This is a genomic window from Woronichinia naegeliana WA131 (genome assembly GCA_025370055.1).
Classification (GTDB): Bacteria; Cyanobacteriota; Cyanobacteriia; order Cyanobacteriales; family Microcystaceae; genus Woronichinia; species Woronichinia naegeliana.
Genome location: CP073041.1, coordinates 303924 through 316908 on the forward strand (window position 1 = coordinate 303924; position 12985 = coordinate 316908).

The following is a 12985-nucleotide window of genomic DNA, read 5'->3' on the forward strand; positions in this document are numbered from 1 at the left end:
TATCGCGATTTGCTAGATTTTACTGCGATCCGTTAGAATTTCATAGCCCGTTGCGGTTACTAAAACCGTATGTTCAAATTGGGCAGAAAGGGCATTATCGACAGTGACAACTGTCCAGCGATCGCGGAGGGTACGGGTAAATTTAGAACCAGCATTGACAATTGGTTCAATAGCCAGGGTCATGCCAGCTTTAAGTTGCACATTAGGTAATTGACGGGTTCGGAAATTAAAGACACAGGGATCTTCGTGTAAGTTGCGTCCCACACCATGGCCAGTAAACTCTTCCACCACACTGTAACCATATTTTTTCACACAGTCTTCGATCGCTCCCGCAATATCTAGGAGAAAATGGCCCGCCTTAACCTGTTCAATCCCTTGATACATGGCCTCCTCTGCCACCCGTACCAAGCGATCGGCTTTCTGAGAAACTTTACCAATGGGAATGGTGATGCAAGAATCTCCGTGAAAACCCTGAAAATAGGCTCCTGTATCCACTTTTAAGAGATCGCCCGCCCGAATCACCTTTTTGCGACTGGGAATACCATGCACCACCTCCGAGTTAATACAGGTACAAATTGAGGCCGGAAAGCCGTGATAGCCTTTAAAACTGGGGGTCGCTCCTAACTCTCTAATGCGCTTTTCAGCATAGGCATCCAGTTCTCCTGTGGTCATGCCTGGTTTAGCCTGTTCTGCAATTTCCTTCAACACCGTTGCCACGATCGCTGCGGACTGTCGCATGATGACCAGTTCCTGAGGCGTTTTAAGTTCGGCCCCTCGTTGCTTTTTCCTGTGTTTGGAGGCTTTTGCTGACTTCGCGTTTGAAGGTGAGGAGGTCGTTTTGGCTGGCAGATCCTGGGTTTTGGACGACGAGAAAAGGTTGGAAAGAATGTTCATGGGCGATCGCTAGACAAAGTACTAAAATTTAAAACCACTGATCTTAAAATAACTTAAATTTTGACCCTTGTATCGATGGGTGTCCTCGTCAAAAACCTCACGCCCTAGACTGGTGCGAACAGATAAACTCCGTTAAAAAGCTGAAGAAAACTTTAGGTTTAGTCTAAAAAAGGCACTAGATCAAGGATAATGTAAAAAAGGATACTAAACTTGTAGCAAAATCCTATTCTCGATTGTGACTCTCGACTACTCCATTTAGTTCACTATCCCTAGGATTGGGAAATTAAATTTATGTTCATCACCGCCGCCGAAAAGCCATTCCAATTAAAATATTCCATTAGTGATATTCGAGAAGAAGCTCGGCAACTGGTTTGCAAAGGCTTACTTCACCGCCAACAACCGATCTATACGCTGTGTCAGTACATTCCCGCACGAGAATGGCCTGCGGTAGAATGCGAATTGGAACGCCACGACTATCTCCTCCGCGATCACCTGATTGACCTATTGGCCAAAGAAGTTTGGTTAACTGACTAGATTTTTCTCCTATTTTCTAGCTCTCCTCGGCCCCAACGGCCCAATCTTGTTCAGGGTTTTCTCTAGTTGGCACTTTCCCCCCTGGTCTGTTAAGATTTGTAGGAATTTATTGCTAATTTCCCGCTTTCTCGTGCCTTTGTAGCGATGGATGCTGTGGCCAAGCAGGGAACCTAGTATTAAAATAACTTATCTAAAACCAAGTAACAATTCTATAGTTTGGGGTGTGAGAAAAATTTATGGTAGATTTCAGCCGTCAAGCGATCGCCTTTATTTCCGACTATGCCGATCCCACCGCCGAGATTGGCATGGAGGAAGCTGGAGGACAAAATATTTATGTTCGTCAAATCGGAGAAAGTTTGGCGGAACTAGGCTGGCAAGTTGATATCTTTACCCGTAAAAGCCATCCCCAGGAAGCGGTCATTGTTCAACATTCGCCTCACTGTCGTACTATTCGGCTCAAAGCGGGGCCAGAAACCTTTATTCCAAGGAATGACCTTTTTGAATATATGCCGGCTTTCTTGGATGCTTTTCATGCCTTTCAAACCAAGAATGCCATTCGCTATCCTTTAGTGCATACAAACTACTGGCTGTCTGCTTGGGTTGGACTGCAACTGCAACAAGATAACAATGTTCAACTTATTCATACTTATCATTCTCTAGGGGCTGTTAAATATGAAACCATGCAGTATCGTCCCGCGATCGCCCCGACTCGTCTAGCGGTAGAACAAGAAGTTTTAGAGAAAGCTAGTTGTATTGTGGCGACTAGCCCCCAGGAAAAAGAAGCTCTTCGTAATCTAGTCTCTGAGTCCGGTCAAATTGAAGTTATTCCCTGTGGAACAACGGCCCAATTTCATAGTTTGCCGAAACTAGCCGCCAGGAAAAAGTTAGGTTGGGATAGTCAGGAAAAAATCATTCTCTATGTGGGACGTTTTGCTGCTCGTAAAGGCATTGAAACATTAGTACGAGCCTGCGCCAATTTGAAAGCTCAGGGACATCAAAACCTAAAGTTAGTCTTAGTGGGTGGCAGCACTATCGAACGCTTAGATGGTCAGGAAAGAAAACGTATTGAACAATTAGTCACTGATCTGAATATCAGTCAAGAAACCTTATTTGCGGGACGGGTTGACCATGATTGGTTGCCCTGGTATTACAGCGCGGCAGATGTTTGTGTCATTCCTAGTTACTATGAACCCTTTGGTTTGGTTGCCATTGAGGCGATCGCCTGTGGAACGCCAGTCATTGCCTCTAAAGTAGGGGGTTTGCGTTTTACTGTGCATCCCGAAGAAACTGGTTTGTTAGTGCCACCCAGGGATGTGGAAGCCCTAGCCCAAGGCATTGAGCGAGTAATTGGGGATGAACTCTGGGCGAAAAAGTTAAAAAAACAAGCCAGCTATGATCTCAACCCCCGTTTTAGTTGGCAAAATTCCGCTATGCAACTGAGTGATCTTTATCGTTATATCTTGGCTCGTTCTATCATGCACGACCAACCCTGGAATCCCAAAGTTTCCCGCCTAGCTACATTACCCAGTCTGGTCGAGATTGCAGCTATTTAATCCCTTCTCCTCTCCCCCTCTTCCCAGTCTCCCCAGTCTCCCCAGTCTCCCCCACCTAATCTTCTGCTCTTTCCATCATCCTGACTTTCTCACTATAATCTTGGGGACGTAGCTGACGAAAACAATGAAAGAGTTGTTGACGCAGTTGGGGAGATAAATAGGAGAGCATTAAGCCCAATAGCGATCGCTTTGACCATCCCAAAGAGGCTAGGGAAATTTTTAATAAAGCACGACCTTCCTGAGTTTCTCCTGATTCCAGCAAACGCAGGGCTAAATCTTCTTGAGTTTCGGCAATTTTTTTGAGTCGATGCTGTTCGAGATAGGGGAGCGGAAAAGTATAACTTTCTAAACAGATTAATTTAGCTTCTAAAAAGGTTAAGCTTTGCGCCAAACTACTTTGACCTGTATGAAAACGATATTCCATTAAATATTCTGGTAAAAAATAGCCCACTGCTCCCTGTAATGCTAGACGAATTAAGACATCATAGTCTTCACACATTGTTAAATCAGCACGCATAAAATTAACGGCTTGTAAACAGGAACGACGAAAAAGAGTAGAGCCAATTTGTAAACTTTGCTTTAAAAAAGTTTCCTCTAGAAGATCGGCAATAATCCCTTCTTTTAATTGATCCTTGCCCCATTTAATACAATTTTCTTGAGTTGCTTCTAGCATCCGTTGATTGTCAGCGTTAATCACCCAATGATTCGTACAAACAAAATCAACCTGGGGAAATTTTTCTAAAATAGAAACGGTCTTTCTTAAAAAATCGGAGGTTAAGGCATCATCATCATCAAATTTAATAAAATAGTCACCCTTCGCGATTTCAAAACCTGATCGCATATTACGGCTGCGGCCAATATTTTTAGGATGACGAAGATAACGCAAACGTGGATCTGTCCATTTTTGTATCAATTCCGAGGTAGAATCCGTGGAGCCATCATCACAGATGATTAATTCAAAATCAGTGAAATCTTGATTAAGAACACTTTGCACTGCGTAGGTTAAATAATGAGCGCGATTGTAGGTGGGAATGCAAACGGAGACTAAGACCATAAAGTGAGTTGATAATAAGAACTTTGGTTAAATTAATCAGCAATTCCAAATTCAGAATGTAGTCCAAGATACAAAAGTCTTGAAGTGCTTACGGTCAAGGGGTTTTGTATCAATATGTGGAATCAGCGTAATGCTCTATTTAGTGATTGATCAAGTTTGTTTGCAGGTTGCTGACTCTCCAAGAGGCTAAGATTCGAGGAGGAAGTACGAAAAACGTCAGAAATCAGCGAAATCTCTCTTGACACCATAAACGCGAGATAACGTCTGTATTTTATGTTATCGTTTGAATTTGGAATTGCTGCCGTTGAATTTTGCCCCGCATTACGCAAACTAAAACCTGAAACCCTTGCTAAATCGCAAATTTAGAATTTCTAGATGATGCTCGTATCAAACCCAAGCGGCTTTATCAATCAGTTCTACATTGACTGACTAGTAGCGCGTTTGTAAGCCTCGTCCAGAACTTCTGAGAGGGTGGGGTGAGCGTGAACCTGAAAGGCCAATTCTTTAACGGATTGACGGGCAGCGATCGCATTGGCGGCTTCTTGAATCAAGTCCGAGGCATGAATACCGATGATATGAACACCAAGCAATTCTCCAGTATCTTGACGATAGACGACTTTAGCCATGCCTTCCGTTTCCAGTTCTGCTAAAGCTTTGGAATTCCCCTTATAGTAGGTTTTGGCGGTAGCCACTTTAAAACCCTCGGTTTCTCCTAATTCCTTAGCCTGAGCTTCAGTTAAACCCACATAGCTAATTTCAGGATGGGTAAAGGCCGCTGCCGGAATACAACGATAGTCGATGCTTTTGGGCCGACCACAAATATTTTCGATCGCCACGACTCCCTGACCAGAGGCCGCATGAGCCAACATCATTTTACCCGTTGCATCTCCCACAGCCCAGAGATAGGGAACCGGTTCTCCGTCTTTGAGTACCGCCATTTGGTCATTAACAGCAATAAAACCACGACGATCCACTTCCACGCCCACCGTTTCTAAACCAAGATTTTTGGTTGCGGGAACACGACCTGTTGCGACAAGACAGGCATCCACTTCCAAGGTTTCAACGACTTCTTTGGTTTTGGCATCGGCTAATTCAATGACAACGGGATTACCGGGTTTAACGGTCTTGGCCAAAGTACTCACGTAGGTTTCAATATCGCGGGGTTTAATCAGTACCCGTTCGGCAATTTTGGCAATTTCCGTATCAAAGCCTGGCATTAACACATCTAAGGCTTCGATCATCGTCACTTCACAACCGAGAGCCGTATAAACGTCAGAAAACTCTAAACCAATATAGCCACTGCCGATAATGGCAATCCACTTGGGCAAGGTTTCCAATTTTACGGCTTCATCGCTGGTAAAGACAGTCTGATGATCGATCTCGATACCTGGAGGAACAAAGGGAACCGAACCCGGACAGAGCATAATATTGGCGGCGGTGAGAATTTTTTCCCCACTATCGGTGATCACGCTGACTTTTTGCGGGCCAGCCACTTTTCCCCAGCCTCTAATAGTTTCCACTTTCAAGCGGGTCAAACTATTGGTTAAGTCCCCCCGAATTTTATTGACTAAGTCCGTCGCATGGGCCGCGATCGCCGATCGTTCAAAAGCCACCCCTCCCACTTGAATGCCTAAATGCTTGAGGTGATCACTATCCTGTAGTTCTCTAACCCGACCGGAGGCAGCCAGTAACGCCTTAGACGGGATACAACCCCGATTAACGCAGGTTCCTCCCATATCCTTCGCCTCAATAATGGCGGTTTTTAGTCCACACTTAACAGCGTGTAAGGCAGCCCCATGGCCCCCAACACCAGCCCCAACGATAACGAGATCATAATCAAAGACTTGACTCATGGTTATTTTTCACCTCATTTGCTTCAACTTCTTAGTGTACGAGGAAGGGGAGAACCTGGGAAGGGAGCTTGTCCCCTGGATCGTAAAATCTGAAAATGGGGCTTAGGGACTCAACTGCGGTAGATCCGCCGGTGGTCGGTTGTCCGTTTGAGGATGGTGAATAAGGGCCAATCCCAAAGACAGAAGGGCTAACAAGACTAAACTTTTTCCCAAAGGGTTGAGTGTAAAGGTTTTAAGCGACTTGATGGATCGCTGTGGTTGAAGGTTGCGGTTACGGCGCGATCGCCATTCTTGATATTCTCTTTCTGTGGTCATCAAAAATTTGGGTCTGAAACCCCGTCGTTCTAGGACGGGCTTTATATGGTAGGATACTGGTCATTGGTGTCAACTTAAGCCAAAATGCCTACTCACAAAAGATTAGCCTAAAAGCAGGCGGAAGTAAGAGTAGGCTGAAAAAAAGGTTAGTATATAAAAAAGTGAGCAAAAAACAAATGGCAAGACAACATCCTCGGAGAAAAGGAAACCCAGACTTACGTCGTAAGACAAATCAGCCAGGGGTAGAAATCCCTGAAATAACAAAAGAGTTGTTTGAATTACTAGAACCCACAATGTTTACACCATTAAAATATTTACAGGGAACTCATGAGAAAATGATGAGAGATAGGGTATTAAATTTACCAGTAATGGTGGCATTAGTGTTAAGTATAGTGTATCGTCAAATAGCGGGTATAAGTGAAGCGGTAAGACTGTTAGAGGAAGAGGGATTGCTATGGGTAGCATCATTAAAAGTAAGCAAACAGGCAGTATCAAAAAGAATGATGAATGTGCCAGCCGAAATATTTGCAATATTACTAAAAGGAGTGTTAGAAAAAGCAGCCGAAAAAGGGAAGAAGCTCCAAGTAGGAGAAAAATGGGAAAAAATAAGAGAAAAGTTTAGTGCAGTGTGGATAGCAGATGGCTAAACGCTAGAGCAGATAAGGAAAAATATGAAAATAAGTAAAGAAGAAAAGAGTAAATTGGGGGGTAAAATAATGATGGTAGTGGAAGCCTTTACCCAAAGACCCGTTACTTTATGGTACACAGAAAATGATAAATCAAATGATAAAATATGGTGTGAAGAATTGGCAGCTAAATTACCAGAAAATGGTTTAATTCTCGTAGATATGGGATTTTTTAGCTTTGTGTGGTTTGATTTGTTAACAGAAGCTAAAAAGTTTTTTCTAACCAGATTTAGAGCGGGTACATCTTACAAAACCAAACAAGTATTGTCTCAAGGTAGTCATTACAGAGATGAGATTATCATTATGGGAAATTACCGTTCTAATCCTTGCAAGCATCCGGTGAGATTAGTCTCAGTATTATGGGGAACAATCTGGTATCAGTATTTAACAAATGTGTTGTCTCCCGAACAACTGTCCGCCGAAGAGGTCTGTGATTTATATCGAAGACGATGGACAATCGAAGAAGCCTTTTTATTAACGAAAAGACTTTTAGGACTAGCCTATTTATGGGTAGGTAATAAGAATGGTGTCCAAATCCAGATTATTTGCACTTTGATTTTCTATACGGTCTTAAATCAATTGGTAGGGGAAGTGGCGATTGCTCTAAATCAACCGAAAGAAAAAATCTCAGTAGAGATGGTGTTTCGGAGTCTATACTATGTAGCGAAGGCTATTGCTAGAGGAGAAAAGCCTGATACAGTAACCTATCTGGCTGAACGTGCTAAGTTATTTGGTTTGGTCAAAGCTGAGAGAAAGCGACATCGAGAAAAGGCCGCTCTCAATCAACAAATTTGGGAACCCATTCCTTTAAGTTGACACGGATGAATGGGCAGTCCACCCCTAGAATCAAAACCAAAGACAAGAATTCTCGGTTTGAGGCTTCAATACATAAGAACCGCAGGGCTTGCGGGGATAGTCTGTGGAGCGAACATAAGACCATAAAACTCCTTGGGGGTGGAGGCAGTTGCTATGAAGCAGAAACCTAAATTGTGAGGTTTAGGAATCTTTGCCGTTCTACGGATGTCAATCCCTTATAGATTTTTTTGTTGAATGGATTGGGAGAAGTTAACGGCTTCTTCCTTTCTGCTTTCTAGGGTAATTGATTACGGACTGGGAGCGATCCGCCTTTTGAAAGTCTTGCCGATATTCTTGGCGATGTTTGAGGGCATAGGTTAATTGTTCAGGAACATAGGGAACATTCCCAAACAGAATCTTTTTGTAGGTGCGAGGAGTAGAATCTTCCTTGAGGTCTGGAGGTCTGGCGCACGGAAATAACTGTTTACCAAACGCACCACACAGTTAAGGAAAGAACCTTTGGGCCATAAGATTGCAGAATTTTCCCCTGTAATTATCATTTTTAACCACAAATATTGCTATTTATTTTTTTATCCCACTCTTTTCTCCAAAATAGAATCCTAAAGCAGCCCCTAATAAAGTCGATTCAATCGTTAAAACAAGTACCATGAACTCTTTAATTGGATTAACAACGATAACAAGTTCTTTATCTAAAGTAGAATTTTGATTACTATTGCCTGGCTTAAATGAGAAATATACAGATAAAACTAATAACGGTAAAACTACAAACGAAACCGATATAGTTATTGCAAAGATAACGATTAGCCATGTAGCTAATTTTTCTCTAGTTTTTTCCAAACGACGAGTGCCTTGTTCTAATGAATTACTTGTAGAAATACTAGAAGCATCTATAATTAAAGCAGTTTGTGGTAAAGTCCCAGCAGCAATTGAAGGGTCTTTTTTTGATGGAGTCTCACCCATATACATACTCTCAATACGCCTTATCGACATAATGTTATCCTAACTTATACTTTAAATTTTAACTGTACATAGACATCATTTGAGTTTCAATTCCACAGAAGTATCGCCTTCCTGTAAGAAAAGCTTTTTATTATTATTATTTTCTAATTCATTAATAATAAAAGAATAGGTTCCCGTCGCTTCACCTAGAGCTTCTGAAAGACTATCTATTTTTCTGCTATTCATAATTTCTATTAATCTCTTAAAAATGTCATCAGAGATTAGAACTTGATGTTGCCCATCAGGCAAAGATAATTTTTTAATCGCAACTACTGCTGAGGTCGCCAATATATCAATAATAGTTTTTTCATCTGTAGAAAACTTATGACTTCTCCGATAATTAATAAACATAACCCCGATCACAACCTCCTTTTTGTTGCGCGACTCTTTTTCCATAATTTGCATAATCTCTTTTTGCCAGGTAGATGGCAATTCTGCTGACACTCGACTGATAAGGGTTATGTCCTTACCAGAATAATCACCTTTACATGGATTCAATAAGTTACCAATCCAACCAGAATCAGATTTATCAACCTCTTGTTTTAAGAGTACACCCACCACAGACTTGATTTTTTCCCTTTTTGCAAAGTTTGAATTCCTTAAAATTCTTTCTCCTGATGACTGAGGATTCTCAGGATGTAATTCTTCAACATAAATACTTTTGCCATAATTTACTAATTTATATGGCACTTTGTCTCGTGTAATTTCTTCGTTATCTAGATTTTCTCTCCAGAGTTTTCCCGCAATAGTTGCTTCCAATAGAAAACACTTACGATCATCTTGATACTCATAAATAGTAACGACATCAGCACTCAAAATATTAAGTGTATTCCAAGCGATATTACGTAACAAATCTTTTTTTTCATTAATGGAGGAAAATGATTGAGTTCTAAGTACAGGACAAAAGGCTTGAAAAGTATAAGAGAAAGGGGTTTCATGGAAGATGAACGTAATGTAAGAAAACCCATGAACCAATATAACGCATTGAAACAAGCCCTAAAACCCCATTTGGGATGGCATGGTGCCAGACTCTCCTTCCTAGCCTTGTTCTTACTCGCCCTCCTCAAAGTGAAAACGGTTAACCTTAAAGAATTGGCCCTGGGTTTTGAAGGTCGGGCATTGGTGGATTCTCATTACAAACGCTTACAACGCTTTTTCTCAGGATTTGAGCTGGATTACCATCACATTGCCCGTATTGTAGTCAGTTGGCTGGATATCCCTCAACCTTGGGTATTAAGTATTGACCGCACAACCTGGGAGTTTGGCAGTCATGGTTATAATATCCTCACTGTCGGCATTGTCCATGAAGGAGTAGCCATTCCCATCTTGTGGTGGATGCTTAGCAAGAAAAAGGGCAATTCTAACAATGATGAACGAATGCGTTTTATCGAGGAGATGCTCAAGACAGGGCGAACGCATCTAAAAATGATACAGATACAAGAACATTATAGAGGGATGGATAAGGGAAAATAAGGGAAAGTGCATAGAAAACAAAAGCGATGAAACTCCGACCCAAATATAGACTGGTAGAACACTTTGCCGAAATAGATGACCCTCGCATCGAACGAACAAAACGGCATAAACTCATTGATATTCTAACGATTGCCATCTTAGCCGTCATTTGTGGAGCAGAAGGTTGGGTAGCCATGGAAAGTTTCGGCAAGGCTAAACATCAATGGCTAAAAAAAATTTTGGAATTGCCGAATGGCATCCCCTCCCACGATACGTTTGCGCGTGTATTTGCTAGTCTGAATCCAGAGCAATTTCAAGACTGTTTTCTGCATTGGGTCAAAAGTATAGCGGAGGTAAGTGAAGGAGAAGTGATAGCGATTGACGGCAAAACCCTTCGCCACTCCTATGACAATGCCAACGGAAAGGGCGCAATTCAGATGGTAAGTGCATGGGCAACAGCAAATCGTCTAGTACTAGGACAGTGCAAGGTGGAAAGCAAATCGAATGAAATCACGGCGATTCCTAAACTCCTGAAAATGCTAGAGGTCAAAGGTTGTATCGTAACGATTGATGCCATGGGAACTCAGACAAAGATTGCCCAACAGATAGTAGGGCGAGGGGGAGATTATGTTTTGGCATTGAAAGGCAATCAAGGTAATCTATGTGAGGATGTTGAACAATTATTTGCTCATGCTCAATCGGTTAATTTTGTGGGAATTAAGCATGATTTTCATCAAACAATAGACCTGACTTTTCCCGTTAAGTCCAAAATCCAGCAATGCAAACTTCTAGAGGCTTTATCTGGCAAGGGTTTGAGTAATGATTCTCTTGACAGGAAAAAAATATTCTGAAGCCATCATCCCGCTTATCGTTCAAATTTCAAAAACAAAGGATGAAGGGAGTATGAGACTGTAAAATGGAGAAAATCTTAAAGGGCAGGTCAAAAAATGTTGGAATGGTGGACAAAAAACTTTGCCAGTTGTGAATTGGGAGACGAGAGGCTAAACAATCGTGCCTTCTCGATTGGGAAAAAGTTAAGTGAGGGGTTTGGAAAAGCCTTATCAGAAGTGTTTAAGGGAGGAAACGAGTTAAAGAGGGCCTATGAATTTTTGGGAATCCGAAAACAGACTTTGTCAAGATAATAGAGCCGCACTGTGAAATGACAACTGCCGCCGTAGAAGAATATAAGATAATGCTATCAGTCGGAGATACGACCTTCTTAGATTATCGCAATATCAAGGAAAAAAGGGAAGGGTATGGGCCGACTGGAAAAGGAGGGAATGGATTAATACTGCATAGTGCTTTAGCAATTGAGCCAGAAAAAGGACAAGTATTAGGTTTATTATGGCAAAAACTGTGGAATAGGGAGGTAAAAGAAAAGCCCCCAACAGATGAAACGGCGAAGCAGAAAAAAGAAAGACAGAAAGAACAAAGAAAAGCAGCTCGTCAAAGACCATTTGAGGAAAAAGAATCCTACAAATGGGTAGAGGCTCTAAACACCTGTGAGAAACAGGTAGAAAGTTCAACGAGGGTAATTCATGTATTTGACAGAGAAGGAGATGTTTCAGAAGTCTTTGACTCAGTGCGTCAACTCAAGCATACAGGAGTGCTGGTCAGAGCGTCTCATAATCGTAGTTTAGACAAAAATAGTGAACGACTTTGGCAACATTTGGAATCAGAACCGATTCGTTTTCATCAAGAAATCGAGATTCCGAGTACAGGAAAAAGAAAAGCACGGAAGGTTAAGCTTGCCGTCCGATTTTGCTCAGTTAATCTACGAACTCCCTATCGTTTTGATAATCGTGACCCGTTGAATGTCTATGCTGTTTATGCGACAGAAATCGATTGTCCCGAAGGCGAAACTCCTTTATCTTGGATGCTTCTGACTACAGAAGTTGTTGAGACTATTGAGATGGCTGTCACTATTCTTCGTTGGTACACCTACCGATGGCGGGTTGAAGAATTTCATAAAGTCCTTAAGTCTGGTTGTCAGAGTGAGCGTTATCGACTTGCCTCTGATGGAATGAAAACTCTTTTGGGTTTTTTAAGTGTCATTGCTGTTGAACTTTTACACGTTACTTATCTTCATCGTACCCAGCCCGATGCTCTCGCGATTGAAATTCTTAATCCTCTTCAACTTCAGGTGTTAAAAGCAGCCGCCTCTCAAAAACTTCCCCCTATTTTGACTGTTGCTTGGGCTGTCGAGTCTGTTGCTTTTCTTGGTGGTTATCTTGAACATCGTCGTAAAACTCCTCTCGGTATCCAAGTCCTTTGGCGCGGTTGGTTGAAGTTGCATGACCTTTGCCAAGGCTGGCAGCTTGCAATCCGCACTTAACGGGAAAAGTCAGAACAATAGACAAGGGACATGGACGGATTGAAATTCGCCGTTGCTGGACGATGGAACAAACAGAATTTTTGCTGGGTGCGGAGAAATGGGCAAAGTTGACGAGCATCTGTATGATTCAAGCGGAGAGACGATTGAAAGACAAAACAGAGTATGAGACTCGCTACTATATCAGTAGCCTGCCGAGTAATGCTCAAAAATTATCCCAATCTGTTCGTAGTCATTGGTTGATAGAAAACTCTTTACATTGGGTTCTAGACTTGGCCTTCAACGAGGATGCTTGTCGCATTCGTAAGGATTTTGCTCCTGAGAATTTAGCCGTCTTACGCCATATCGCTCTTAACTTGCTCACAAAGGAAAATACTCTGAAACTTGGTATCAAGAATAAACGGCTACGCGCTGGTTGGGACGAGGACTATCTCCTTAAGGTTTTACTCGGATAAGATGCGTTTGCCCTGATGCTCAAGATTTTTCCCACCGCCCTG

11 protein-coding genes and 3 pseudogenes are annotated in these 12985 nt (G+C 42.1%); 8 read left to right on the plus strand and 6 right to left on the minus strand.

The genetic code is table 11. The features are described 5' to 3' along the window. Window positions 1–12: 12 nt before the first annotated feature. Window positions 13–894 carry a type I methionyl aminopeptidase gene (gene map / locus KA717_01585; protein UXE61687.1) on the minus strand — a complete coding sequence of 294 codons (882 nt, stop codon included), beginning with the start codon at window positions 892–894 and terminating at the stop codon, window positions 13–15. A gap of 291 nt (window positions 895–1185) precedes the next feature. Between map and KA717_01590 the strand changes: the two genes are divergently transcribed. Both KA717_01590 and KA717_01595 read left to right on the plus strand, forming a co-directional pair. Then, a complete protein-coding gene (locus KA717_01590; GenBank protein ID UXE61688.1) occupies window positions 1186–1428 on the plus strand; it encodes a DUF4327 family protein in 243 nt (80 codons plus the stop codon). 236 nt (window positions 1429–1664) lie between these two features. Further along, complete coding sequence (locus tag KA717_01595; protein ID UXE61689.1) at window positions 1665–2981, plus strand: glycosyltransferase; 1317 nt, start codon at window positions 1665–1667, stop codon at window positions 2979–2981. A gap of 55 nt (window positions 2982–3036) precedes the next feature. Here KA717_01595 and KA717_01600 read toward each other — a convergent pair whose 3' ends face one another. From KA717_01600 to KA717_01610, 3 genes are all read right to left on the minus strand, one after another. Beyond that, on the minus strand, window positions 3037–4035 hold the full coding sequence (locus KA717_01600; protein UXE61690.1) for a glycosyltransferase family 2 protein: 999 nt from the start codon (window positions 4033–4035) through the stop codon (window positions 3037–3039). A gap of 416 nt (window positions 4036–4451) precedes the next feature. Continuing rightward, window positions 4452–5888 carry a dihydrolipoyl dehydrogenase gene (lpdA, locus tag KA717_01605; protein ID UXE61691.1) on the minus strand — a complete coding sequence of 479 codons (1437 nt, stop codon included), beginning with the start codon at window positions 5886–5888 and terminating at the stop codon, window positions 4452–4454. A gap of 102 nt (window positions 5889–5990) precedes the next feature. After that, window positions 5991–6206 (minus strand): hypothetical protein, encoded by a 216-nt coding sequence (locus KA717_01610; GenBank protein ID UXE61692.1) that lies wholly within the window; start codon window positions 6204–6206, stop codon window positions 5991–5993. Window positions 6207–6379: 173 nt separating this feature from the next. Between KA717_01610 and KA717_01615 the strand changes: the two are divergent. Then, window positions 6380–7705 (plus strand): annotated as a pseudogene (locus tag KA717_01615) (IS4 family transposase). Between the two features lie 561 nt (window positions 7706–8266). Here KA717_01615 and KA717_01620 read toward each other — a convergent pair. After that, complete coding sequence (locus KA717_01620; GenBank protein ID UXE61693.1) at window positions 8267–8671, minus strand: hypothetical protein; 405 nt, start codon at window positions 8669–8671, stop codon at window positions 8267–8269. 69 nt (window positions 8672–8740) lie between these two features. Beyond that, entirely contained in the window at window positions 8741–9520 is a 780-nt protein-coding gene (locus KA717_01625) for a hypothetical protein (GenBank protein UXE61694.1), read from the minus strand. A 150-nt stretch (window positions 9521–9670) separates the two neighbouring features. On the opposite strand from KA717_01625, the pseudogene KA717_01630 reads away from it, so the two are divergent. From KA717_01630 to KA717_01650, 5 genes and pseudogenes are all read left to right on the plus strand, one after another. Further along, a pseudogene (locus tag KA717_01630) lies at window positions 9671–10105 on the plus strand (IS4 family transposase). Window positions 10106–10203: 98 nt separating this feature from the next. Further along, window positions 10204–10842, plus strand: a pseudogene (locus KA717_01635) (ISAs1 family transposase). Between the two features lie 261 nt (window positions 10843–11103). Further along, entirely contained in the window at window positions 11104–11298 is a 195-nt protein-coding gene (locus KA717_01640) for a transposase (GenBank protein UXE61695.1), read from the plus strand. Window positions 11299–11315: 17 nt separating this feature from the next. Next, complete coding sequence (locus KA717_01645; GenBank protein ID UXE61696.1) at window positions 11316–12491, plus strand: IS4 family transposase; 1176 nt, start codon at window positions 11316–11318, stop codon at window positions 12489–12491. Beyond that, the gene (locus tag KA717_01650) at window positions 12458–12943 is read left to right on the plus strand and encodes an ISAs1 family transposase (GenBank protein UXE61697.1); all 486 of its coding nucleotides are present in this window, start codon (window positions 12458–12460) and stop codon (window positions 12941–12943) included. Before KA717_01645 ends, KA717_01650 begins: the two co-directional genes overlap by 34 nt. Window positions 12944–12985 lie beyond the last annotated feature (42 nt).